Raw genomic sequence first — 23,600 nt, 5'->3', positions numbered from 1 at the left:
TATCGCATTCTGTTTATACTGATCGACATAGTAACGACTTTGTATCTTTTTAGCTACATCTATAAATCAACTTGCGGCTAAGTATCACGCTTTATTTGATGAAAAAGCGCGTGCCTGAAGTGAAAAATCGTCGCCGGTAAATTCTAATACGGAACCTTGTTCATACCAGTCACCGAGTACGATGCGTGTCATTTTTTCTTCACCATAGGTGAACGTATGTATGTCTGGACGATGGGTGTGACCATGAATTAAAAGCTCAACCCCATGCCTTTTCATTGTTGATTCCACCGCGCTTTGGTTAACATCCATGATGTCGAGAGACTTGTCTTTTTTCTCGTCTTTTATATCGGACTGAACCTTGCCAACAATCTTCTTCTTAAGGAAAAATGGGATACGATTGAAGACCCATTGCAACCAAGGCTGATGAACCTTTTCTCTGTATGCCAAGTATTTTACATCGTCGGTACACAAGGTATCACCGTGCATGACCAGTGCTTTGCGACCATATAAATCAATGATTGCTTCTTCATCAAGCAGCTGAACGCCGGTTTGTCTAGAGAAGCGCTTACCCACTAAAAAGTCACGGTTACCGTGGCTGAAGAAGCAGGGGATGCCTTTCTCTGTCAGTTGTTTGAACTCATCACGAATCTGTTTAGCAAACGGACGTGTATCATCGTCGCCAATCCAAAACTCGAACAGATCGCCTAACACATAGACAGCGTCGGCTTGTGGTGCCTCATCACGCATGAACTGAATAAAACAATCAGTAATATCTGGACGTGATGGCGTGAGGTGAAGATCTGAGATAAATAGTGTTTTCATGATATAACTATAAAAAAGGGAGCATTAAAGCTCCCCTTATCCATTCTGAATGTAAACGAAGCTTATATTATTCTTCGATTGTAGTACCAGTGATGATCACTTCTTCTAGAGGTACGTCTTGGTGCATACCCATAGTGCCTGTGCTCACACCTTTAATCTTGTTTACAATGTCCATGCCTTCTGCAACTTCACCGAATACACAGTAACCCCAACCATCTAGGCTTTCTGAACGGAAGTCTAGGAATGTGTTGTTGTTTACGTTGATGAAGAATTGAGAACTCGCTGAGTGCGGTTCCATCGTACGAGCCATAGCAAGCGTACCGACTTTGTTGCTTAGGCCGTTGTTTGCTTCGTTTTTGATTGGTGCGCGCGTTGCCTTCTCTTTAAGACCAGAAGTCATGCCGCCACCTTGAATCATGAAACCATCGATAACACGGTGGAATAGAGTGTTGTCATAAAAACCGTCACGGCAATACTCTAGGAAGTTTGCGCTTGTTTCTGGCGCTTTCTCTTCGTTCAGTTGAATCTTAATGTCACCGAAGTTTGTGTGAAGGATGATCATGATTGATACCTATACTGTTTTTTTGTTTTAAGAATCTGGATTCTAGCTTAACTTTTCCCACAATTAAATCTCAAACTCGTGACGAGATAACGAAATAGCAATTAGGGTTATAGTGGAAGCACATAAATGAGACATTTGAGTTAAGAATAGTCAATTACATGATTTCGTTCTAATTGCTATTACTTAACCCTGGATGAGTTGGTATACTCTCGCCTAATTGACTTTATTTGTACTCACTTAAGTAGAAGAGAAGATGCTAAAGATATACAACACACTCACAAGACAGAAAGAGGAATTCAAACCAATTACAGCTGGCAAAGTCGGCATGTATGTCTGTGGGGTAACCATCTACGATTTATGTCACATTGGACACGGTCGTACGTTCGTTTCTTTTGATGTTGTTTCTCGTTACCTTCGCTACTTAGGTTACGACTTAACATTCGTTCGTAATATCACAGATATCGACGACAAGATCATCAAGCGTGCAAATGAGAACGGCGAGTCTTGCGATTCACTAACCGAGCGCCTTATTGGCGAAATGCACGCTGACTTCGACGCGCTAAACATGAAGCGCCCAGACGTTGAGCCTCGTGCTACGGCGTACATCCAAGAAATTGTAGACCTCGTTGAGCGTCTGATTGAACGTGGCTATGCATACGTGGCTGAAAACGGCGATGTAATGTTTGAAGTGAAGAAGTTTGACGAGTACGGCAAGCTATCTCGCCAGGATTTGGAGCAACTTCAAGCGGGTGCTCGCGTAGACGTTGACTCAGCTAAGCGCAGCCCAATGGATTTTGTGCTTTGGAAGATGTCTAAGCCGGGCGAACCTACATGGGAATCACCATGGGGTCCGGGTCGTCCAGGTTGGCACATTGAATGTTCTGCGATGAACTCGTCGATTCTTGGTAATCACTTTGATATCCATGGTGGTGGTTCGGATCTTCAGTTCCCACACCATGAGAATGAGATTGCTCAATCATGCTGTGCTCATGATACTCAATATGTGAACACTTGGATGCACAGCGGTATGGTAATGGTTGATCAAGAGAAAATGTCTAAATCTCTTGGTAACTTCTTTACAATCCGTGATGTACTCAATCATTACGATGCAGAAACAGTGCGTTACTTCCTGATGTCTGGTCACTACCGTAGCCAGTTGAACTACAGCGAAGATAACCTAAACCAAGCGCGTTCAGCACTTGAGCGTCTGTACACATCTCTACGCGGTCTTGATCTAACGGTATCACCTGCTGGTGGTGAAGAGTACGTGACTCGCTTTACGACGGCGATGAATGATGACTTTAACACTCCAGAAGCATACTCAGTACTGTTCGATATGGCTCGTGAAGTTAACCGCCTCAAGACTGAAAGCCTTGAGAAAGCGAGTGCACTGGGTGCTCTAATGCGTGAACTGGCAGACGTTATTGGTATTCTTCACCAAGACCCAGAAGCTTTCTTAAAAGGTGATGCAGGCAATGATGATGAAGTTGCTGAGATTGAAGCGCTGATTAAGCTACGTAACGATTCACGTGCGGCAAAAGATTGGGCGAATGCTGATATGGCACGCGACAAACTAACTGAGATGGGTATCGTTCTGGAAGATGGTCCAGAGGGTACAACTTGGCGTCGTAAGTAAGCGAATAACTAACACCACAAAGGGCTGATTCTTCAGCCCTTTTGTTTATAGATTTTATAATTTTCTGATTTTAGGTAACGCCCCGTGGCACAGATGTACTTTTATTACTCTGCTATGAACGCAGGTAAATCGACAACTCTTCTTCAATCTTCTTTTAACTACCAAGAACGTGGTATGAATCCAGTGATCTTTACTGCGGCACTGGATGACCGTTACGGCGTAGGTAAAGTAAGTTCACGAATTGGCCTACAAGCAGAAGCGCATCTTTTCCAAAGTGAAACGGACCTGTTTGAATCAATCAAACAACTTAACGAAAAAGAGAAGCATCACTGCGTTTTAGTCGATGAATGCCAGTTCTTGTCTAAAGAGCAGGTATATCAGTTAACTGAAGTGGTCGACAAGCTGAACATCCCAGTGCTTTGCTACGGTTTACGAACTGACTTCCTAGGTGAGTTATTTGAGGGCAGTAAGTACCTCCTATCTTGGGCTGACAAGTTGGTTGAACTGAAAACCATCTGTCACTGTGGCCGTAAAGCGAACATGGTTATTCGTACCGATGAACACGGTGTCGCGATTGCAGAAGGCGACCAAGTCGCGATCGGCGGTAACGATAAGTACGTGTCTGTTTGTCGTACGCACTACAAAGAAGCGTTGGGTAAGTAAGCGGGCTTCGCCCTGTTAGAACGACTGCGCCTGTAGATTTTAGAACGGACTTCGTCCTGCAGAATATAGATAGACAGGTGTGTGATTGAGATAATGTTCGTCATCTCCTATAGCGATGAAGGAGCGTGGTAGGAGATCTTTATCCATGATGTCCTCTAACTACTCTATCGACCCGTTTGCCAAAGGATTCGGAAAGATCCCCAACTCGTTCGTCCCTCCCTCTTGAGGATGACACGGTTAAGTTAATGAAAATAAAAGAGGTTGACGTATACACGCCAACCTCTTATTTTTCTCTAGCTCTCTAGCTCTCTAGCTCTCTAGCTCTCTAGCTCTCTAGCTCTCTAGCTCTCTAGCTCTCTAGCTCTCTAGCTCTCTAGCTCTCTAGCTCTCTAGCTCTCTAGCTCTCACCCTGTACTAATTCATTAGCGTGAACACCGAAGTGTTTTGCTGCGTAGTGCACGCGCTCTTCAGCGGTCGGGTAGGTCTTCGGAGTGCCTAGGTTCTCGATGTGTTGTAGGCGAGGAAGTAGGCCTGCGCCGTTAGCGATTTGAATCGCCAGACCAGGACGAGCGTTAAGTTCAAGAACCATCGGGCCTTCTTCACGGTCTAGCACCATGTCAGTGCCCATATAGCCAAGTCCAGTCATCTCCCATGCACTTGATGCTAGTGTCAGTAGCTTTGGCCAGTGTGGGACTTGCAGAGTACTTAGGTCTTTACCTGTGTCTGGGTGCTCAGTAACAGGTAAATCGAACTGAACTGCACGAACTGCCTTACCAGTAGCGATGTCAATACCAACGCCCACAGCGCCTTGGTGCAGGTTAGCTTTACCGTCTGAAGCGGAAGTCGATAAACGCATCATCGCCATCACGGGGTAGCCTTTAAAGACGATGATTCGTACATCTGGCACACCTTCGTAGCTGAAGCCATCGAAACAGTCATCAAACTTAATGAGGTTCTCAACGACTGCGACGTCATTCTTCCCGCCAAGTGAGAATAGACCCGCTAGCGTGTTACTGATGTGGCGCTCTACATCTTCCTCATTAACCGTTTCTCCTGATGGCTTGGTATAAACTCCATCTTTATGAGAAAGGATAACTAAAATGCCTTTACCGCCACTGCCTTGAGCTGGTTTGATTACAAAGCCTGGCCAATCTTTGACCATTTTGTGGATGTTTTTCACTTCCACTTGGCTGCCGATGGTGCCGATAAGAGCCGGTGTCGTTGCACCGTGCTCCTGAGCAATAATTTTGGTCTTTAGCTTGTCATCTACTAATGGGTATTTCGAGCGATCATTGTAACGACCAATGTAACTATGGTTACGTTGGTTCATACCCATAATACCTTTCGCTTTAAGCTTGCTAGGGGAGGTGAGTCTATTGAACATAGGCTTAGTCCTCCGCTAGTGGTTTAAAACGACGTAGCTCGGTTAGGCGGTAACCTGTGTATGTACCAAGTAGTAAGATACATGCAAGGACGATAAGCTGTAGACCAATGAAGTTAAACGTCAGGTGTTGGACGTACGGGTTGGTCATTGCCAAATAAACCAGTACAGCTGTCATTAATGAGCCGCCACCTTGCAGCACGACTTCTTTTGGCCCTTCCTCTTCCCAAAGGATAGACATACGTTCGATTGTCCAAGAAAGGATAATCATAGGGAAGAAGGTAATTGATAGTCCCGCGGTTAATCCAATCTTGAATGCGACAACGGTAAAGGCACCGATGATCAAGATCACGGTGATAATGACCGCAGAGATCCTCGCAACTAACAGAAGGTTAAGTTTGGATAGATAGCTTCGGATAATCAGACCGGTACCGACAATCAATAGGAAACCAACGATACCAGTCACAAGTTGAGTTTGTACAAACGCAACTGCGATTAGCACTGGCATGAAGGTACCTGATGTTTTCAAGCCGATGATGACGCGAAGGAATACCACGATAAGCGCACCGATAGGGATCAACATGATGGTTTTGAACATCGATTGTTCTTCTAACGGCAAGCTATGGATTGAAAAGTTAAGTAACTGGTCTGCTTCTACTTTCTGAGCGGTTGCATCTCGTGGGCTAATGTCTTGTGCAATCATCGAGAAATGAACTTGGCTGTTCTTACCTCCGATGACATCAAGCAAAGAAACATTCGACTCATCCCAGATTAGAACATTAGCGTCAAACGTTTGTGTAGGCGATTCAGGGCTAAATAGCTCCCAGCTATCTCCACTCCAAACTTGGACCATTTGCTGGATAAGTTGACGGCGGCGGCCATCTTCTAGCTCAACCACACCAACTAACTTACTTGGGACTTTTGCGTAGGAAAGAAGTTTTTCAAGTGCTTGCGATTTTTCCATATTCGCTAGGAAAAGTGCTGCGTTTTGGCTGTCTTTATCGTTCAGAGCCTTGATAAGTTCGCGCGTAAAAGTGATGTTGTCTGCTGAACGTTGTGTTGCTTTATCAATAAGAGCAATCGCTGCAGCCTCTACTGGGCCATCAAACGTTGGTTGTTCAACTTCCGCTGTAGGAGCTTCTATTTCTGGGTTTGCTTGCTCGTCGACTAAGAATTGAACTTTGTAATAAATGGTTTGTGCGCCATTGGCCTCGCGTATAGACCATTCAGCTCGGCGACCAGAGTCAGAACTGACATAAGAAACGCCGTAACCCGGAGAAGATGCTGATTCCGTGATCAGCGTATAGCCATCTTGCGTGTTTGGTGCTGCTAATGAAACCTTAGCGGCTTCCCCTAGCGCCTGAAATTCAACACGAGCCTCAATATCCCATATTTGCCTAGATTCGCCCGGAGTCCAAGGTACGCCGTAGTTGTCATGTCTTAAGACACTCAACGCGATACCACTCACGATGAGTAGTGCAACCGCTATATAAAATGGCACTTTTGAAGTCATAAACAGTCCTATCGTTTTTAGATCGTTAAGCTTTGTTATTAGTAAGATTCAGCTGTCGGATCTTAGTTTTCTTCCGAATGAATAAATTGTTTACTTACATCAACCAACGCGATGTCCTTGATAAACTCTCTACCCAGTAAAACTGGGTGGCTCATGTGAGAGCGGTCGGCCAACGTAAATTGTGCTTTTTCTCGAACAGCTCCAAGCTTCACCCAAAGCTCTACAACGGCTCTGCGTTCAGTTTCAGAACTGGTTGATTGGCGAATTTTCGCAAATCGGATTACTGGTGACTCAATCCATACTTCTGATAGTTCAGGTTGTGTTTCATCGAACATATGGAAACGAACCCAGCGTTTACCATTTCTTTCGAACTCTTGAATATCTGACGCGTTGATCGACGATGTTTGTGCACCAGTATCAATACGAGCATCAAAATTGGTATCGATGTCGTTAATCGTTACTTTTTCAACAGAACCTAGAACTACAGGGGCATTGATTGGAGCAATTCGTGGCATGACTGCCACTTCCAACTCACCTTCCTGTTCAAGTTTGGCGTGCTCCTCTGCTTGTCGAGCTGCTGCTAAGTGAGTTAGCGAGTCAACTTTTGAGCGCAAAACCAACATTTCTTGTTCAAGGCTATAAATATAATGGTCTTGCTCGTTAAGTTGTGACTCAATTTTTTCTAATTTGTTATCAAATTTACTCTCGATATTCTTAAGTGTGCCGAGTGTTTCTTGATGGTTCGTTTCTAATTGTTTGGTTGCACACCCTGCTGTTAAAGAAATCATAGCAGCGGTAACGAATAATTTGTACATCAACGACCTTATAAAACGTAACTAAGTTGTTGTTATTTGTGAAGTGTAGCTTACAAAAAAGGATGCGAGAAGCATCCTTTTGAAGTTTGCATGCAGATTACCTGACTTTATAGAATAGCCAAGTAAAAAATGTGTCAATTATGGTTTATCAGCCACCAAAATCGCGCGACGAGGTGCAGGGTGACCCTCAACCGTCTTACTTGGGTCATTTGGGTCAAGATAATCAGGTAGCGAATTGTGTGTCATCCAATTAGTAGTGCGTTGTTCACCAACTGTGGTCACATTCTCATCCACGATACGAACATTGACGAAGCCAGTTTGCTCTAACCAACGCTTAAGTGCGCGCGCAGAAGGGAAGAAATATACATTACGCATCTGAGCATAACGATCGGCAGGTACTAGTACTGCGTTTTCATCGCCTTCGATAACCAAGGTTTCTAGAATCAGTTCACCACCAGATACCAATTGGTCTTTTAGCTGGATTAAATGATCAAGTGGAGAGCGGCGATGGTAAAGCACACCCATGCTAAAAACGGTGTCAAACGCTTCTAGTTTTGGTAATTGTTCAATACCCAACGGAAGTAGGTGAGCGCGCTGATCATCACCCATTAGTTTACGAATCGCTTCAAACTGAATCAGAAATAGATGTGAAGGGTCGATACCCACAGTTAAGCGTGCACCTTCTCCTAGCATTCGCCACATGTGGTAGCCATTACCGCAACCCACGTCGAGTACGCTACGGTTCTTTAATGGAGAAATATGAGGAAGCACACGGTCCCATTTCCAATCACTGCGCCACTCAGTATCAATATGAATACTGTGTACGGTGTATGGGCCTTTACGCCAAGGATGGAACGTCTTCAGTAAATTTTCTAACTTCTTAAGTTCACCTTGATGGTGAGGCGTATCGTTAGTCAGCGTTACGGAGTTTTTTAGATCTACTTGATCGGGTGCGCCTTGCGGGATCTTGTTTAAAGCACGAAGCCAACGGTCGAAATCACCGTGTTCTGCGTTTTGCCAATCTGTTAGCTGTTGTGGAAGAACATTTAGCCACGGCTGAAGGCGCGTATCTTGAGCGATGAGTTGATAGAAATTGGCAAAGTTAAACATGGATAGAGTTCCTAGAAATGAGTTTCTAGTTCCTAGAGATGTTCTTTAGTGCTTTTCTAGGCACTAGGATCTTTCAACTAGGAACTATTATTTTACTTAATCGCAAACATCGAGCCGAAGTTAAAGCACTGGAACCAAACGTCAAAGCTGGTAAAGCCAATTTTGGCAAAACGTTCTTTATGCTCTTTTTTCGAGTCAGGGCGCATCACATTTTCGATAGCGCTACGTTTTTGGCTGATTTCAAGTTCGCTATAACCATTGGCACGTTTGAAGTCATGGTGAAGGTCGATGAGTAGTTCATTCGCTGTTTCATCTTCGAACACGAATTTCTCAGATAGAATCAAAATACCGCCTGGGCGAAGACCCGCATAGATCTTCTCGAGGAGCGCGTAACGATCTTCTGGAGAGAGGAACTGAAGCGTGAAATTTAAAACAACTACCGACGCGTTCTCAATCTCAATATCACGAATATCGGCCTCGACCACATTGACCGGAGTATCACTGCGGTAGGCGTTAATGTGTAGCTTACAGCGTTCAACCATTGCTGCGCTGTTATCGACAGCGATGATCTGACAACCTTCTTGAGAAATATTGCGGCGCATTGAGAGCGTTGCTGCCCCAAGAGAACAACCAAGATCATAGATGTTAGAATGTGGCTTAACAAAACGTTGAGCGAGCATACCAATAGCAGAAATGATATTGCTGTAGCCTGGTACTGAACGCTGAATCATATCAGGGAAGACTTCGGCTACACGCTCATCGAACGTAAAGTCACCAATCTTATCGATTGGAGCCGAAAAAATGTTGTCCGGATTGCTGTTAGGATTCATAACGTTTCTCTCAATAGCCGAGATTCTCGGCAAGCAAGCATCAAAAAAGGCGCGTATTTTATGGGAATTTCACGCCCATGTCATGTGTAAGAGAAAACTATAGTCAAAACATCTGTATTTGATTGTTGCCACCAAGGGCTGGGAAAGTTGCCAAGTCCGGTAAATGTATAGAATTCTGAAGTGTCTTATATAAATTGGCAGCCAGCTCGGGGGCAATGACGTTATCTGAAGTGTGGATCATGAGGTAGGGTTGTTTACCTTCCTTAATCCATACAGGTAATTTGCTTATCCAAGGTTTGAAGAACGCGATGTTCTTTTCTTCTTGCGGATGACCGATAAATCGAACCATCGGGTTGTTGGCTGTCGCGATAGCATGTACCGGAACCTTGGGCTTTTTCTGTTGTGCATCCAATAAAGATTTATAGTGTGGATGCTGTTCAGTGAGGTGTTCAGAAAATACAGGGCGACTGTCCATAATTATACGGTCGTAACCATTCTCGATTAACCAATGATTAAATGCTTTTTCTTCATTACCTTTGGCGAAAAAAGCCGAGTGTCGCACTTCTATACCGATTTGAAAATCGTCAGGAAATAGAGCACAAAATTGTTTGAGTGTCTCAAAGTGCTCAGGACCAAAGGCAGCAGGTAGTTGGATTGTCCACTGACCAATGCGTTCGTGAAGCGGCGCCATAACCTGCATAAATGCTTTAAGCTCGCTTTGACAGCCTTTCAGCATCTGCTGGTGGGTTATCGCTTGTGGTAGTTTAAAGGTGAAGCGAAAATCATCACTAGTCGCCGATTTCCAGTTGTTCACTGTGCTGATATTCGGTGTCGCGTAGAACGTGGTGTTGCCCTCGACGGTATTGAAAACTTGGGCGTAGCGCTCCAATCGCTCGTTTGGCTTGGTACCTGAGCCGTAAAAGCCTTGTTGCCAGTTATTGTGTGACCACATGGTTAAACCAAGTCTAAGCGGAGGAGGGGTAAGCATGATGATTCCTAAAGTTCCTTTTTCTATTTCACTTTCTAATTGTCTAGAGCCGAGATAGTCATTGTCACGACCAAACTAGATTACGAGATTTTTGAAGAAATGACCAAATTCACGCTATAATCTCGGCTTATATTTATCAATTGATGTGCTTTTGAGCACTTGTAGTATCAAAATGCATCAATGCATGATAAAACACAATTATTCGTACGCTGAGCAGTCGATTTTCGATTACTTTCAGCGTATAAATGGAGCTTTAATCTGTTTGGCCTTTGCGTTGAGCAGAACGTAATCAATTTATTAGAGAGATTGGGAATTTCATTATGCGTACCCATTACTGTGGTAACCTGAACAAGTCCCTTGCAGGACAAACTGTAGAACTTTGCGGCTGGGTTAACCGTCGTCGTGATTTGGGCGGTCTTATTTTCATCGATATGCGAGATCGTGAAGGTATCGTTCAGGTAGTTGTAGACCCAGATATGGCCGATGCGTATGAAGTAGCTAACACACTTCGTAATGAATTCTGTATCAAACTAACGGGTGAAGTGCGCGTTCGTCCAGACAGCCAAGTAAACAAAGACATGGCAACGGGTGAAGTAGAGATCATTGCTACAGGCCTTGAAATCATCAACCGTGCTGACGTTCTGCCACTAGACTTCAACCAGAAGAACTCAGAAGAGCAGCGTCTAAAATACCGTTACCTAGACCTACGTCGTCCAGAAATGAGTGACCGCATCAAGCTACGTGCTAAAGCATCAAGCTTTGTTCGTCGTTTCCTAGATGACAACGGTTTCCTAGACATCGAAACACCAGTACTAACAAAAGCGACGCCAGAAGGTGCACGTGACTACCTAGTACCAAGCCGTGTTCACAAAGGTTCATTCTACGCGCTGCCTCAGTCTCCACAGCTATTCAAACAGCTGCTAATGATGTCTGGCTTCGACCGTTACTACCAAATCGTTAAGTGTTTCCGTGATGAAGACCTACGTGCTGACCGTCAGCCAGAATTCACACAGATCGATATCGAAACATCATTCATGAGCGCTGAGCAAGTTCGTGCAACGACTGAAAAGATGGTTCGTGATATGTGGCAAGAGCTGCTAGACGTTGATCTAGGCGAGTTCCCAATCATGCCATTCTCTGAAGCGATGCGTCGTTTCGGTTCTGACAAACCAGACCTACGTAACCCACTAGAGCTAGTAGACGTTGCTGACCTAGTGAAAGACGTTGAGTTCAAAGTATTCTCTGGCCCTGCTAACGACGAGAAAGGTCGTGTTGCAGTAATCCGCGTACCAGGTGGCGCTAAGTTAACTCGTAAGCAGATTGACAGCTACGGCGAGTTCGTTGGTATCTACGGCGCGAAAGGCCTGGCATGGATGAAGGTTAACGACCGTGCAGCAGGCATGGAAGGTATCCAATCTCCAGTGGCTAAGTTCCTAAACGAAGAAGTGATCAACGGCATTCTTGAGCGCACTGGCGCTGAGTCTGGCGACATCATCCTATTCGGTGCAGACAAAGCAAACACAGTTTCTGAAGCGATGGGCGCACTACGTCTAAAATTAGGTACTGACCTTGAGCTGACTAACGAGTCTGCATGGGCACCATTATGGGTTGTTGACTTCCCAATGTTTGAAGAAGACGACGAAGGCAACCTACACGCAATGCACCATCCATTCACATCGCCTCTAGGTGTGACGGCAGAAGAGCTGAAAGCAAATCCAGCGGCTGCGAACTCTAACGCATACGACATGGTTCTAAACGGCTACGAAGTGGGCGGCGGTTCTGTACGTATCCACAACGCTGAAATGCAATCAGCAGTATTCGATATCCTAGGTATTGAAGCTGACGAGCAAAAAGCGAAGTTCGGCTTCCTACTGGACGCACTTAAGTTCGGTACACCACCGCACGCAGGTTTAGCATTCGGTCTTGACCGTCTAGTTATGCTGCTATGTGGTACTGAAAACATTCGTGACGTTATCGCCTTCCCGAAAACAACGAATGCTTCATGTCTACTAACAGACGCACCAAGCCTAGCTAACCCAGCAGCGCTTGAAGAGCTAGCAATTGCTGTGAAAGCAGCGGAGAAAGAAGAAGAGTAATTTTTCTTTCTCCGCTGATTAAAAATGCCCGCGAATTTTCGCGGGCATTTTTTTTCGTCTTCGATATACTAAGTACAAATATATGTATAAATAATCAGTGGTTTAAATGTCCATCATTCTTGGAATAGATCCAGGCTCCCGTATTACCGGTTACGGCGTTATCCGACAGCAAGGAAGGCATCTTCAGTATTTAGGTAGCGGATGTATTCGCATGTCAGAGAAAGAACTTCCAGGACGTTTGAGGCAGATTTACGCGGGTGTCACAGAAATCATCACCCAGTTTCAACCTGATGTGTTTGCTATTGAGCAGGTCTTTATGTCTAAAAACGCCGATTCTGCACTAAAGCTAGGTCAAGCAAGAGGCAGTGCGATAGTGGCAGCTGTAAATGCGGATCTGCCAGTTCATGAGTATGCGGCACGTTTGATTAAGCAAGCGGTGGTAGGCACTGGTGGGGCAGATAAGTCACAAGTTCAGCATATGGTTCAGCACATGCTAAAGCTGCCAGCAAAACCACAAGCTGATGCAGCTGATGCATTGGGTGTTGCGATTTGTCATGCGAATACCAACAAGACATTGGTTGCCTTAGCAGGGAAGGCGACAGGGGCAAGAAAGGGGCGATATCGTTAGCAACAGATACTGAGTGTGCTTCACGTAACAGTTAAAGAGTAATAAAGAAGCAATTGATATCGAAATGACATTCTCCCTATTGTAAATTACAGTTTGCCATGTTGTTATTGTGTTAAATGCAACTGAAGGAATAATAAGTGGTGCAGAAAGGCAAGGATAAAGCCAGAGAATATGAACGTCTGTCTTACCTAGTTGGCATGCTGTTCTTTACGCTAGGTCTCAACATGCAAAGGCTCACAGGTAATGAAAAGTGGACGGGTATGATCTCTTGTGCGATCGCGGTGTTCACTATGATGTTGGGTTTAATTATCCGTAAAACCCGAAAATACTAACTTCTTCTATAACTGTTTGCTGACTGCTCGGATAGTGAACAAAATCTCTTCTATATTGTGAATCTCTCGGAAAGGACTGGATGTCTATCCAGTTCTTTATTATTCTGTGACAAATTTATTGTTATGGGTATATGAAGTGATTGGACGTCTTCGCGGAACGCTTATTGAAAAGCAACCACCAGAATTATTAATTGAAGTGAACGGCATTGGTTATGAAGTTCAAATGCCAATGAGCTGTTTTTACGAATTACCAAACATTGGTGAAGAAGCGATTATTTACACTCACTTTGTTGTTCGCGAGGATGCGCAACTGCTTTATGGTTTCAATACCGTTAAAGAGCGTTCTCTGTTTAGAGAAGTAATCAAAGCCAATGGTGTTGGTCCCAAACTGGGGCTGGGAATTCTTTCTGGTATGACAGCAAGCCAATTCGTAGCTTGTGTTGAACGAGAAGATATTTCAACGCTGGTCAAACTTCCTGGCGTAGGTAAGAAGACGGCTGAACGCCTAGTCGTCGAAATGAAAGACCGCCTGAAAGGCTGGGGCGCAGGTGATCTCTTTACTCCTGCTACAGACGCAGCTCCAATTGACTCTTCGCCTGTACCGGAACAAAACGCTGAAGAAGAAGCGGTGAGTGCACTCCTTGCTCTAGGCTATAAGCCAGCTCAAGCGTCTAAAGTTGTTAGCCAAGTTGCTAAAGCGGGTATGAGTAGTGAAGAGCTCATCCGTGAAGCACTGAAATCAATGGTTTAAATGTATAAGTTCCTAGTACCTAGAAGTGAGTTCCCAGAATTTCCGAACTCCTTTCTAGGCGCTAGGATTCTTGCAACTAGGAAATCAAACCTATGATCGAAGCAGATCGCCTTATTGCACCTGAGAATCCAGTCTTCAAAGAAGAAGATGTGATTGACCGTGCTATACGTCCTAAAAAGTTAGCTGATTACCGAGGACAGGATCACGTACGTGATCAAATGGAAATTTTCATTAAAGCGGCGCAGTTACGTAATGAAGCCCTTGATCATTTGCTAATTTTTGGTCCCCCTGGCCTTGGTAAAACCACACTAGCGAATATCGTTGCTAACGAGATGGAAGTGAACATTCGCACGACCTCTGGTCCTGTATTGGAAAAAGCGGGTGATTTGGCGGCACTTCTGACTAACCTTGAAGAAAACGACATCTTGTTCATTGATGAGATCCACCGTTTGAGCCCTATGGTGGAAGAAGTACTTTATCCTGCAATGGAGGATTACCAACTCGATATCATGATTGGCGAAGGACCAGCCGCCCGTTCGATTAAGATTGACCTTCCACCGTTTACTTTGATTGGCGCGACGACACGTGCCGGATCTTTGACGTCACCGCTTCGCGATCGATTTGGTATTGTTCAACGTCTGGAGTACTACAAGATTGAGGATCTTCAGCACATTGTTCAGCGTAGTGCAGATTGTCTAAACCTCTCCATGGAGTCGGAGGGGGCGTTGGAGGTTGCGCGCCGTGCTCGTGGCACACCGCGTATCGCCAACCGTTTACTTCGTCGTGTGAGAGATTTTGCAGAAGTGAAGGGTAATGGCCATATATGCCAGAACGTTGCCGATAATGCTCTTAATATGTTGGATGTCGATAATCAGGGCTTCGATTACATGGACAGAAAGCTTCTGCTCGCAATTATGGAAAAATTTGGCGGTGGGCCTGTAGGCCTCGACAACTTAGCGGCAGCAATTGGTGAAGAGAAAGACACGATTGAAGATGTTTTAGAGCCTTATCTAATACAACAAGGTTACTTGCAACGAACTCCTAGAGGGCGAATTGCTACTGATCGGTCGTATCTGCACTTTGGATTGGATAGAAACTAATCAAACGAACTTTTTATAGGCCAAGCATACTGCTTGGCCTATTTGATCAAGCTCACATTTCTGATATAACTCCTGATCCTAAAGGGGTATGGAAAAACCTTACTGTTGTAATGGTTATGTTACTACTTGCCAGGATGGCTTATCGGCTGTTAACGACTCTGTAATAACTCACACTACAAAAATTGATTTGAATCATTTTGCTGCTTTATTAATCATTCAGACAGTAAAAAAATTGATTTTGGTCAAGGTGTTTTTCTGTCATAAACCTTTTGAAACTAGCTTTCATTACCAGTAATATTAGCCGCAGCTATATTAGCTGATGCTTAACAATTAACTAACCAAAGCGGTACATAGTTGCAACAAGGTGTCGATTAATCTTAACAATCGCATCTATTCTCAACGATTAGAACTAAGTTGCACTATGGTGAATGTGTCTTTCAGCCGACACGAAAGGAGTTACCATGATTGACGTAGTTGATCTGTCGCGATTGCAGTTTGCTCTCACAGCGATGTATCACTTCCTATTCGTACCATTGACTCTAGGTATGGCATTCCTCCTTGCCATCATGGAATCAATGTACGTTATGACGAACAAGCAAATCTATAAGGACATGACTAAGTTCTGGGGTAAGCTGTTCGGTATTAACTTTGCTCTAGGTGTAGCGACGGGCTTAACCATGGAGTTCCAGTTTGGTACAAACTGGTCATACTATTCCCACTATGTTGGTGACATATTTGGTGCACCTCTCGCCATCGAAGCACTGATTGCCTTCTTCTTAGAATCCACCTTTGTTGGTCTATTCTTCTTTGGTTGGGATCGCCTGTCCAAACGTCAACACCTGGTTGTAACTTGGTTAGTAGCGCTTGGTTCAAACTTCTCTGCACTTTGGATTCTTGTTGCGAACGGTTGGATGCAAAACCCTGTCGGTGCAGAGTTCAACTTTGAAACCATGCGTATGGAAATGGTGAGCTTTGCAGAAGTTGTTCTTAATCCAGTAGCTCAGGTTAAGTTTGTTCACACAGTAGCCTCTGGCTATACGTGTGGTGCGATGTTCGTCCTAGGCATCAGTGGTTACTACCTATTGAAAGGTCGTGACGTTGCATTTGCACGCCGCTCGTTCGCTATTGCAGCCTCTTTCGGTATGGCATCAATCTTATCGGTAATCGTGCTAGGTGATGAATCTGGTTACGAGCTGGGTGAAGTTCAGAAAGTGAAGCTCGCAGCGATTGAAGCTGAATGGCACACCGAAGAAGCTCCAGCTGCATTCACTCTGTTTGGCCTGCCAAACCAAGAAACAATGCACACTGACTACGCTATTAAGATCCCATACGTAATGGGTATCATCGCGACGCGTTCTTTTGACGAAGAAGTAACGGGTCTACGTGACCTTCGTGACGACCACGTTGAGCGTATCCGTACGGGTATGTACGCATATGAGCTTCTAACTAAGCTTCGTGCGGGTGATAAATCAGAAGAAAACATGGCAGCGTTTGACGAAGTGAAAGGTGACCTAGGTTACGGTCTGCTTCTTAAGCGATACACTGACGATGTTGTTGATGCAACTGAAGACCAAATCCAAGCAGCTGCGGATGATTCTATCCCAACAGTTTGGCCTCTATTCTGGTCTTTCCGTCTGATGGTTGGTTGTGGCTTCATCATGCTATTCGTATTTGGTGCAGCGTTTGTTCAAACGTGCCGCCAGAAGATCGAACAGAAACCATGGGTACTTAAAGCAGCGCTATTCAGTATTCCACTACCATGGATCGCAATTGAAGCGGGTTGGTTCGTTGCAGAATATGGCCGTCAACCTTGGGCTGTAGGTGAAATCCTACCTGTACACGTTGCTGCGTCTGCTCTGACGGTTGGTCAGCTATGGACATCACTGTTTGCAATCTTGGCACTTTACACCGTGTTCCTAATTGCAGAAGTGTACCTAATGGTGAAATTTGCGCGCAAAGGCCCGAGTAGCCTGAAAACAGGTCGCTACCACTTCGAGCAGCAAGAAAACTCAGTTGCTGACAAAGTTGGTCGCCAAGTAGAAGCGTAAGGAAAGGATTTATAAGATGTTTGATTACGAAATCTTAAGACTTATCTGGTGGGTACTGATCGGTGTACTCATGGTAGGTTTCGCAGTGACTGACGGCTTTGACTTGGGTGTTGGTGCTCTTGTTCCTGTTGTTGGTAAGAACGACACTGAACGTCGTGTCATGATTAATACAATTGCTCCGCACTGGGACGGTAACCAAGTATGGTTGATCACAGCAGGTGGCGCACTATTTGCTGCGTGGCCTCTTGTTTACGCAACGTCATTCTCTGGTTTCTACTTTGCGATGATCGTAACGTTGGCAGCACTTTGGCTACGTCCTCTTGGTCTTGATTACCGCTCAAAGGTAGAAGATCCAAAATGGCGAAATGCATGGGATATCGCATTGTGCATTAGTGGTGTAGTACCGCCGGTCATCTTCGGTGTGGCTTTTGGTAACCTTCTTCAAGGTGTACCGTTTGAGCTTAATGACTTCATGATGCCGACATACCACGGTTCGTTCTTCGGTCTACTTAATCCATTTGCACTGCTTTGTGGTGTTGTGAGTCTAGCAATGTTCATCATGCAAGGTGCAACATGGCTACAAATGAAAACGACTGAAGCGGTGCACGAACGTTCACGTTCTATTGCACAAATCGCTGGTCTAGTGGTTATCGCAACCTTTGTAGGTGCGGGCTTCTGGGTACAAAGTATCGAAGGTTACGTGATTACAAGTGAAATCGACATCGCTGCACCTTCTAACCCTCTTGCGAAAGAAGTGGCTCTAGAAGCTGGTGCTTGGATGATGAACTTTGAAAAATACCCACTAATGTGGCTTGCGCCAGCACTAGGTGTATTGATGCCAGTGATTGCTATCATCGCGTCAAAAGCAGAGAAGGGCGCTCTAGCGTTCATCGCATCAAGCTTGACTAACGCAGGTGTTATCTTAACTGCAGGTTTTGCTATGTTCCCATTCGTTATGCCTTCAAGCCTAACGCCGGACCACAGCCTGACTATGTGGGATTCAACATCAAGTGAGCTAACTCTGAACCTAATGACAGGCGTAGCGTTTGTTATGGTTCCAATCATCCTTGGTTACACGACTTGGACTTACTACAAAATGTTTGGTCGTCTGGACAAGAAGCACATCGAAGATAACGATGTGTCAGCTTACTAATCGATAGTAATACGAATTTAGGAGATTAATTATGTGGTATTTCGCTTGGATTCTGGGTGTATTGCTAGCGTGTGCATTCGGCATCATAAATGCTCTATGGTTAGAGCACTCTGAGATGATGGATAAGGATAGTGAGTAACCTGAATACCACATTTAATCGTCTGCACCAACCAATGAACAAGGTTTGGTTGCGCGTTGCTCTGTTTATCATTGCAGTGGCACATGTAGGCGTTTTTATGTGGGAACCAGAGGTTTACGCGGAACAAATCGGTGGCTTTACACCACTGATGGGCATCTGCTTTGTATGGGCGATTTGTTCAAGCATGGTGTACAGCGTCGGTTTTATTCCTATTCTGTGGATTTGGCAGGTACTTTTTAGTCCATACATCTCATATCTAATACTTGTCTTGTTTTCAGCAGCGTGGTTGTTCTAACGACCAGTTGGTGAACAACTAATCAAAGTGAGGTCTTGCGTTGCCAAGTACCTCACTTTTTTTGTTTAAAGTTCTGTAATTCTCAAGTTGTAACTAGCCTGTTCGGTCAGTTTCATTATAGTATCTTGTTTATATTCGATTATTTTTTGGAATTATTTTGCAAGGACTAGCCAAGCCATTCTCATGGCCCATCACCATCTATTACGAAGACACTGATGCTGGTGGAGTTGTCTACCATTCCAACTATCTAAAATTCTTTGAGAGAGCAAGAACGGAACTGCTGCGCAGTATCGGTGTCTCTCAACATATCCTATTGGAAGAAAACATTGGTTTTGTTGTTAAACACATGGATCTTGACTTCATTCAAGGCGCTCGGCTTGATGAGCAACTGAATGTTTTAACTACGGTTTCAGAGCTAAAACGTGCGTCAATTACTTTCTGTCAGGAGTTAGTCAATCCTGAGGGGCAAGCGTTGTGTAAAGCACTGGTTAAGGTAGCATGTGTCAACAATGTGAAAATGAAGCCTCAAGCCATACCGCAATTTATTATTTTGGAGTTAACAAAGAGTGAATGCTGAACTATCGATTCTAGATCTCTTCCTGCAAGCGAGCTTGTTAGTTAAATGTGTAATGCTCGTGCTGTTGGGTATGTCCGTTGCTTCTTGGGCAATGATCATCAATCGCAGCAAGATACTTTCAGCGGCGGAAAAGGACGCTGAAAACTTTGAGGACCGCTTTTGGTCTGGTGAAGACTTAGGCAAGATCTACCAAGACGTTAAAAAACGCAAAGATGACTTAGCGGGCAGTGAAGAGATTTTCTATTCAGGCTTTACAGAGTTTGCCCGTCTTAGTAGGACCAATGCAACATCACCCGATTTCATTATGGAAGGTACTGGTCGTTCAATGCGCGTCGCAGTAGCTCGTGAAGTTGATGACTTGGAAACTAGCCTGCCATTTTTAGCAACCGTTGGTTCAATTAGCCCTTATATCGGCTTGTTTGGTACTGTTTGGGGTATCATGCATGCATTCATCGCGTTGGGTGCTGTGAAGCAAGCAACGCTTGCAATGGTTGCTCCGGGTATCGCAGAAGCTCTTGTCGCAACAGCAATGGGCCTATTTGCTGCGATTCCAGCGGTAATGGCATACAACCGCCTAAGTAACAAAGTCAGTAAGCTTGAGCATAATTACGCGACGTTTTCTGAAGAGTTCCATAGCGTGCTACACCGTCAAGCGATGGCGGGGCAGGAAACAGCAGGTAAGGAATAACCATGGCAGGTTATCAGCGTAAAAAGAGAAAGATGACCGCTGAAATTAATGTGGTGCCATATATCGATGTGATGTTGGTACTGCTGATCATTTTCATGGTGACCTCTCCATTCGTTACCCAGGGTGTTGATGTCGATTTACCAGAAGCTTCTAACGTAAAGTCAGCTTCGGAGTTGATGGGTGATGAGGCGAGCAGCTTTATCATTGTTGAAATCGATAAAGAGGGTAACCTCGGTCTGAGCGTCAATAATGATGAGGTTCAACGCGGCCTTTCTCTTCAAGACATTATCGTACGCGTGAAAGCAGAGCGTTCTATCAATCCAACCTCTCCAGTTGCAGTCGGCGGTGATGCTGCAACACCTTACGCAGAAGTTGTTTTGCTACTCGATGAATTGAGCCGTGCAGGAATCCCTAAAGTAGGGTTGTTAACTGACATTAGGGAATAGTTGTCACGTCAATGAGTAAGAAAAGCAACCTAAAAAAAGCACTTGTCATATCTTTTGGCCTCCATGCCTTATTGATCGTCGCTCTGTTATGGGGCGCCGATTTCACTATGTCTAAACCAGAGCCACAAGGAAACATGGTTCAGGCTGTGGTTATCGATCCTTCTTTAGTTCAAAAGCAAGCTCAACAAATTCGTGAGAAACGTCAAGCGACGGCAAAAGCCGAACAAGATCGCCTTGATAAGCTTCGCCGCGAAAGTGAGCGTTTAGAGAAGAACCGTAAGGCGGAAGAAGAGCGTATTCGTAAGCTAAAAGAGCAGCAGGCTAAAGAAGCTAAAGCCGCTCGAGAAGCTGAGAAAAAGCGCATCGCACGTGAGAAAGAACAAAAAGCTCAGCAAGAAAAACTTCGTGTTGAGAAAGAGCGTGCAGCGAAGGCTGAAGCGGACCGCAAAGCGAAAGAAGCTGCGGCAGCAAAAGCTGAACAGGCACGTAAAGAGCGAGAATTAGCGGCGAAGAGAGCAGAAGAGCAACGCATAGCTGAAGAGAAAGCAGCAAAAGAGGCGGCAGAGAAAGCTCGATTAGAGAAAGAACGTGCAGAACAAGCTGAACGTGAACGCATCGCGAAAGAGAAAGCAGCAGCAGAAGCCGCTGAAAAAGCTCGTCAAGAAAAAGAACGTTTAGAGCAGTTGGAAAGAGAACGTAAAGAGCAAGAAGCAGCTCTCAATGACATCTTTGCTGGTCTAGAAACAGAGGCTTCTGCGAATTCAAGCGCGGCCCAACAAGCCGTAACGAGTGAGGTGAGTCGTTACGGTGAAATTTATAAACAGATGATCCAAAACAACTTGCTTGTAGAGGACAGTTTTGCGGGAAAGTCTTGTCGAGTTAATCTCAAACTGATCCCTGCGGGAAGCAGCGCTGTTGTGGGTAATCTTTCGATTTTAGGCGGGGACTCTCGACTTTGCTCCGCAACGAAAAGAGCGGTAGCTCAAACGAATACGTTTCCGCTTCCGAGTGACCCTGCTGTCGTAAGCAAACTTAAAAACATTAACCTAACTGTTGAACTATAAAGGAATGTAGTGTGATAAAACGACTTTTATTAGGGCTAACTATCCTAGCCGTAAACAGCGTGAATCTAGCCCACGCTGCATTGGAGTTAGTGATTACCGATGGTATTAACTCAGCACGACCAATCGCAGTGGTACCATTCCAGTGGGAAGGTACAACCAAGTTACCTCATGATGTTTCAGCGGTGATCGCCTCTGACCTTCAACGCAGTGGTAAATTTAGCCCCATTGCAACCAGCAAGATGCCTCAAACGCCTTATACAGAAGCACAAGTAAACTTTGATGCTTGGACCGAAAAAGGTGTCGATGCGCTTCTGACGGGCAGCATTACGCAGAATGCCGAAGGCAACTATGTCATCAGTTACCAGTTAGTCGACATCGTACGAGGTCAGCTCACTAAAGGCCAAAGTAAATCTCTAGGCTCTGACGGCGAGCTTGTTCTGTCAAAAGATCATGTTCTATTTAGCAAGCGAGCAACAATCCCTGGTCCACGCCTTCGTGAATACGCTCACCGAATTTCAGATCTTGTATATGAAGAGCTGACGGGTGACCGTGGTGCGTTCATGACACGTATTGCTTACGTCGTAGTGAATGAGAAAGACAAGTACCCTTACCAATTACGTGTAGCGGATTACGATGGTTACAATGAGAAGTTGGTCCTTCGCTCTAAGCAGCCACTCATGTCACCTGCTTGGTCTCCAGATGGCGAAAAACTTGCGTACGTGAGTTTCCAAAACGGCCAAGCCGAAATCTTTATCATGAATATCTACTCAGGTAAGCGTGAAAAAGTGACCTCGTACCCAAGACATAACGGCGCTCCAAGGTTCTCTCCTGACGGTAAGTCACTTGCTTTAGTACTGTCTAAAACTGGTAGTCTTCATGTCTACACATTAGACCTGCAATCTAAAAAGCTTACTCAGGTAACTAGAGGTCGTTCAAATAACACAGAACCATACTGGCACCCAGATGGCAAAAGCTTAGTCTTCACATCGGATAGGGGTGGTAAACCTCAGATTTATCGAGTAAATTTGGCCGATAACTCATCTAGCCGCCTCACTTGGCAAGGCCGACAAAATCTCAGTGGTCAGATTACGCCAGATGGTCGATTCCTGGTTATGGTGAATCAAAGTAACAGTGGATTTAACCTAGCAAAACAAGATTTAGAGTCTGGTGCAGTACAAATACTCACCAAGACGCTACTCGATGAATCACCAAGCATTGCACCAAACGGTGGTATGGTGATTTATAGCTCCATCTATAACAAACAGAACGTCCTTTCGATGGTTTCTATCGATGGTCGATTCAAAGCAAGATTACCGGTAACCAACGGGCGTGTAAGAGCTCCTGCATGGTCACCGTTTTTATAGCACTTAAATTGATTTAAAAAGGAAGATAAGATGCAACTAAACAAAGTTCTTAAGGGGCTTCTAATTGCACTACCAGTACTAGCTGTTACAGCATGTAGCTCAAGCGATGAAGCAACTGATGCTTCTAGCCAAACTACAACAAATGAAGCGGCTGCGGGCGAGAACCAAGGCGTTGATACAACGGTTGTTTCTCCAATTGATGCGAACGGCCAGCTTTCTGAGCAAGAACTAAAAGAGCAAGCGCTTCGTGAAACTCAAACTATCTACTTCGCATTCGACAACGCGACTATCGCCGGCGACTACGAAGAGATGCTTGCTGCACACGCAGCATTCCTAAGCAAAGATGCATCTATCAAAGTAACTATCGAAGGTCACGCTGATGAGCGCGGTACTCCTGAGTACAACATCGCACTAGGCGAGCGTCGAGCACAAGCAGTCGCTAACTACCTACAAGCACTAGGTGTTCAAGCTGACCAAATCTCTATTGTAAGCTACGGTGAAGAGAAGCCACTTCTTCTAGGTCAATCTGAAGATGTGTACGCTAAAAACCGTCGTGCTGTTCTAGTATACTAATATCATTAGTATCAAGAACTTAAATT

General features: G+C 44.8%; 25 protein-coding genes. 17 read left to right on the top strand and 8 right to left on the bottom strand.

All coding sequences use genetic code 11. From position 1 onward, the window contains the following. Nucleotides 1-84: 84 nt before the first annotated feature. Nucleotides 85-822: a UDP-2,3-diacylglucosamine diphosphatase gene (lpxH, locus tag DPF91_RS10090; protein WP_117234304.1), complete on the bottom strand. Its 738-nt coding sequence runs from the start codon at nt 820-822 to the stop codon at nt 85-87. Between the two features lie 67 nt (nt 823-889). Then, complete coding sequence (locus tag DPF91_RS10085) at nt 890-1,384, bottom strand: peptidylprolyl isomerase (protein WP_117234303.1); 495 nt, start codon at nt 1,382-1,384, stop codon at nt 890-892. Nucleotides 1,385-1,637: 253 nt separating this feature from the next. On the opposite strand from DPF91_RS10085, the gene cysS reads away from it, so the two are divergent. After that, nucleotides 1,638-3,020: a cysteine--tRNA ligase gene (cysS, locus tag DPF91_RS10080; RefSeq protein ID WP_117234302.1), complete on the top strand. Its 1,383-nt coding sequence runs from the start codon at nt 1,638-1,640 to the stop codon at nt 3,018-3,020. Between the two features lie 84 nt (nt 3,021-3,104). Continuing rightward, entirely contained in the window at nt 3,105-3,683 is a 579-nt protein-coding gene (locus DPF91_RS10075) for a thymidine kinase (RefSeq protein WP_117234301.1), read from the top strand. Between the two features lie 397 nt (nt 3,684-4,080). Here DPF91_RS10075 and DPF91_RS10070 read toward each other — a convergent pair whose 3' ends face one another. The 6 genes from DPF91_RS10070 to DPF91_RS10045 all read right to left on the bottom strand — a co-directional run bounded on the left by DPF91_RS10070 (nt 4,081) and on the right by DPF91_RS10045 (nt 10,320). After that, entirely contained in the window at nt 4,081-5,067 is a 987-nt protein-coding gene (locus DPF91_RS10070) for an alpha-L-glutamate ligase-like protein (RefSeq protein ID WP_117234300.1), read from the bottom strand. Nucleotides 5,068-5,071: 4 nt separating this feature from the next. After that, nucleotides 5,072-6,577, bottom strand: coding sequence for an inactive transglutaminase family protein (locus DPF91_RS10065; protein WP_117234299.1), 1,506 nt, complete (start codon nt 6,575-6,577; stop codon nt 5,072-5,074). Between the two features lie 62 nt (nt 6,578-6,639). Then, complete coding sequence (locus tag DPF91_RS10060) at nt 6,640-7,392, bottom strand: ATP-dependent zinc protease family protein (RefSeq protein ID WP_117234298.1); 753 nt, start codon at nt 7,390-7,392, stop codon at nt 6,640-6,642. Nucleotides 7,393-7,530: 138 nt separating this feature from the next. Further along, nucleotides 7,531-8,502 (bottom strand): tRNA 5-methoxyuridine(34)/uridine 5-oxyacetic acid(34) synthase CmoB, encoded by a 972-nt coding sequence (cmoB, locus tag DPF91_RS10055; protein WP_117234297.1) that lies wholly within the window; start codon nt 8,500-8,502, stop codon nt 7,531-7,533. A gap of 92 nt (nt 8,503-8,594) precedes the next feature. Then, complete coding sequence (gene cmoA, locus DPF91_RS10050) at nt 8,595-9,332, bottom strand: carboxy-S-adenosyl-L-methionine synthase CmoA (RefSeq protein WP_117234296.1); 738 nt, start codon at nt 9,330-9,332, stop codon at nt 8,595-8,597. A gap of 103 nt (nt 9,333-9,435) precedes the next feature. Next, nucleotides 9,436-10,320: a DUF72 domain-containing protein gene (locus DPF91_RS10045; protein WP_117234295.1), complete on the bottom strand. Its 885-nt coding sequence runs from the start codon at nt 10,318-10,320 to the stop codon at nt 9,436-9,438. A gap of 320 nt (nt 10,321-10,640) precedes the next feature. On the opposite strand from DPF91_RS10045, the gene aspS reads away from it, so the two are divergent. The 15 genes from aspS (at nt 10,641) to pal (ending at nt 23,574) form a co-directional block, all read left to right on the top strand. After that, nucleotides 10,641-12,416 (top strand): aspartate--tRNA ligase, encoded by a 1,776-nt coding sequence (gene aspS, locus DPF91_RS10040; protein ID WP_117234294.1) that lies wholly within the window; start codon nt 10,641-10,643, stop codon nt 12,414-12,416. A gap of 106 nt (nt 12,417-12,522) precedes the next feature. After that, nucleotides 12,523-13,044 carry a crossover junction endodeoxyribonuclease RuvC gene (gene ruvC, locus DPF91_RS10035; RefSeq protein ID WP_117234293.1) on the top strand — a complete coding sequence of 174 codons (522 nt, stop codon included), beginning with the start codon at nt 12,523-12,525 and terminating at the stop codon, nt 13,042-13,044. A 137-nt stretch (nt 13,045-13,181) separates the two neighbouring features. Beyond that, nucleotides 13,182-13,376, top strand: coding sequence for a hypothetical protein (locus tag DPF91_RS10030; protein ID WP_117234292.1), 195 nt, complete (start codon nt 13,182-13,184; stop codon nt 13,374-13,376). 136 nt (nt 13,377-13,512) lie between these two features. Then, a complete protein-coding gene (gene ruvA, locus DPF91_RS10025; protein ID WP_117234545.1) occupies nt 13,513-14,127 on the top strand; it encodes a Holliday junction branch migration protein RuvA in 615 nt (204 codons plus the stop codon). Nucleotides 14,128-14,219: 92 nt separating this feature from the next. Then, nucleotides 14,220-15,227 (top strand): Holliday junction branch migration DNA helicase RuvB, encoded by a 1,008-nt coding sequence (ruvB, locus tag DPF91_RS10020; RefSeq protein ID WP_117234291.1) that lies wholly within the window; start codon nt 14,220-14,222, stop codon nt 15,225-15,227. A 461-nt stretch (nt 15,228-15,688) separates the two neighbouring features. Then, nucleotides 15,689-17,275 (top strand): cytochrome ubiquinol oxidase subunit I, encoded by a 1,587-nt coding sequence (gene cydA / locus DPF91_RS10015; protein WP_117234290.1) that lies wholly within the window; start codon nt 15,689-15,691, stop codon nt 17,273-17,275. 16 nt (nt 17,276-17,291) lie between these two features. Then, nucleotides 17,292-18,428 (top strand): cytochrome d ubiquinol oxidase subunit II, encoded by a 1,137-nt coding sequence (gene cydB, locus DPF91_RS10010; RefSeq protein ID WP_117234289.1) that lies wholly within the window; start codon nt 17,292-17,294, stop codon nt 18,426-18,428. Between the two features lie 31 nt (nt 18,429-18,459). After that, nucleotides 18,460-18,567, top strand: coding sequence for a cytochrome bd-I oxidase subunit CydX (cydX, locus tag DPF91_RS10005; RefSeq protein ID WP_000270284.1), 108 nt, complete (start codon nt 18,460-18,462; stop codon nt 18,565-18,567). After that, on the top strand, nt 18,560-18,862 hold the full coding sequence (gene ybgE, locus DPF91_RS10000; RefSeq protein WP_117234288.1) for a cyd operon protein YbgE: 303 nt from the start codon (nt 18,560-18,562) through the stop codon (nt 18,860-18,862). The genes cydX and ybgE overlap by 8 nt, the downstream gene beginning before the upstream one ends. 157 nt (nt 18,863-19,019) lie before the next feature. Next, entirely contained in the window at nt 19,020-19,439 is a 420-nt protein-coding gene (ybgC, locus tag DPF91_RS09995) for a tol-pal system-associated acyl-CoA thioesterase (RefSeq protein WP_117234287.1), read from the top strand. Then, entirely contained in the window at nt 19,429-20,127 is a 699-nt protein-coding gene (tolQ, locus tag DPF91_RS09990; protein WP_117234286.1) for a protein TolQ, read from the top strand. The genes ybgC and tolQ overlap by 11 nt, the downstream gene beginning before the upstream one ends. Nucleotides 20,128-20,129: 2 nt before the next feature. Beyond that, the gene (locus DPF91_RS09985; RefSeq protein WP_117234285.1) at nt 20,130-20,573 is read left to right on the top strand and encodes an ExbD/TolR family protein; all 444 of its coding nucleotides are present in this window, start codon (nt 20,130-20,132) and stop codon (nt 20,571-20,573) included. Nucleotides 20,574-20,584: 11 nt separating this feature from the next. Next, nucleotides 20,585-21,637: a cell envelope integrity protein TolA gene (tolA, locus tag DPF91_RS09980; RefSeq protein ID WP_117234284.1), complete on the top strand. Its 1,053-nt coding sequence runs from the start codon at nt 20,585-20,587 to the stop codon at nt 21,635-21,637. 11 nt (nt 21,638-21,648) lie between these two features. Then, entirely contained in the window at nt 21,649-23,001 is a 1,353-nt protein-coding gene (gene tolB / locus DPF91_RS09975) for a Tol-Pal system beta propeller repeat protein TolB (RefSeq protein WP_117234283.1), read from the top strand. Nucleotides 23,002-23,031: 30 nt separating this feature from the next. Then, complete coding sequence (gene pal, locus DPF91_RS09970) at nt 23,032-23,574, top strand: peptidoglycan-associated lipoprotein Pal (protein WP_117234282.1); 543 nt, start codon at nt 23,032-23,034, stop codon at nt 23,572-23,574. Nucleotides 23,575-23,600: the final 26 nt, after the last annotated feature.

The organism is Vibrio maerlii (assembly GCF_003415655.1).
Lineage (GTDB): Bacteria > Pseudomonadota > Gammaproteobacteria > Enterobacterales > Vibrionaceae > Vibrio > Vibrio maerlii.
Note: the sequence above shows the minus strand (reverse complement) of the source record. Positions and strands in the feature narration are given on the sequence as shown.

Bases quoted from the DNA above. Each gene is read 5' to 3' on its own strand.
- lpxH (WP_117234304.1), bottom strand. From the start codon at position 822: ATGAAAACACTATTTATCTCAGATCTTCACCTCACGCCATCACGTCCA.
- DPF91_RS10085 (WP_117234303.1), bottom strand. From the start codon at position 1,384: ATGATCATCCTTCACACAAACTTCGGTGACATTAAGATTCAACTGAAC.
- cysS (WP_117234302.1), top strand. From the start codon at position 1,638: ATGCTAAAGATATACAACACACTCACAAGACAGAAAGAGGAATTCAAA.
- DPF91_RS10070 (WP_117234300.1), bottom strand. From the start codon at position 5,067: ATGTTCAATAGACTCACCTCCCCTAGCAAGCTTAAAGCGAAAGGTATT.
- DPF91_RS10065 (WP_117234299.1), bottom strand. From the start codon at position 6,577: ATGACTTCAAAAGTGCCATTTTATATAGCGGTTGCACTACTCATCGTG.
- DPF91_RS10060 (WP_117234298.1), bottom strand. From the start codon at position 7,392: ATGTACAAATTATTCGTTACCGCTGCTATGATTTCTTTAACAGCAGGG.
- cmoB (WP_117234297.1), bottom strand. From the start codon at position 8,502: ATGTTTAACTTTGCCAATTTCTATCAACTCATCGCTCAAGATACGCGC.
- cmoA (WP_117234296.1), bottom strand. From the start codon at position 9,332: ATGAATCCTAACAGCAATCCGGACAACATTTTTTCGGCTCCAATCGAT.
- DPF91_RS10045 (WP_117234295.1), bottom strand. From the start codon at position 10,320: ATGCTTACCCCTCCTCCGCTTAGACTTGGTTTAACCATGTGGTCACAC.
- aspS (WP_117234294.1), top strand. From the start codon at position 10,641: ATGCGTACCCATTACTGTGGTAACCTGAACAAGTCCCTTGCAGGACAA.
- ruvC (WP_117234293.1), top strand. From the start codon at position 12,523: ATGTCCATCATTCTTGGAATAGATCCAGGCTCCCGTATTACCGGTTAC.
- ruvB (WP_117234291.1), top strand. From the start codon at position 14,220: ATGATCGAAGCAGATCGCCTTATTGCACCTGAGAATCCAGTCTTCAAA.
- cydA (WP_117234290.1), top strand. From the start codon at position 15,689: ATGATTGACGTAGTTGATCTGTCGCGATTGCAGTTTGCTCTCACAGCG.
- cydB (WP_117234289.1), top strand. From the start codon at position 17,292: ATGTTTGATTACGAAATCTTAAGACTTATCTGGTGGGTACTGATCGGT.
- cydX (WP_000270284.1), top strand. From the start codon at position 18,460: ATGTGGTATTTCGCTTGGATTCTGGGTGTATTGCTAGCGTGTGCATTC.
- DPF91_RS09985 (WP_117234285.1), top strand. From the start codon at position 20,130: ATGGCAGGTTATCAGCGTAAAAAGAGAAAGATGACCGCTGAAATTAAT.
- tolA (WP_117234284.1), top strand. From the start codon at position 20,585: ATGAGTAAGAAAAGCAACCTAAAAAAAGCACTTGTCATATCTTTTGGC.
- pal (WP_117234282.1), top strand. From the start codon at position 23,032: ATGCAACTAAACAAAGTTCTTAAGGGGCTTCTAATTGCACTACCAGTA.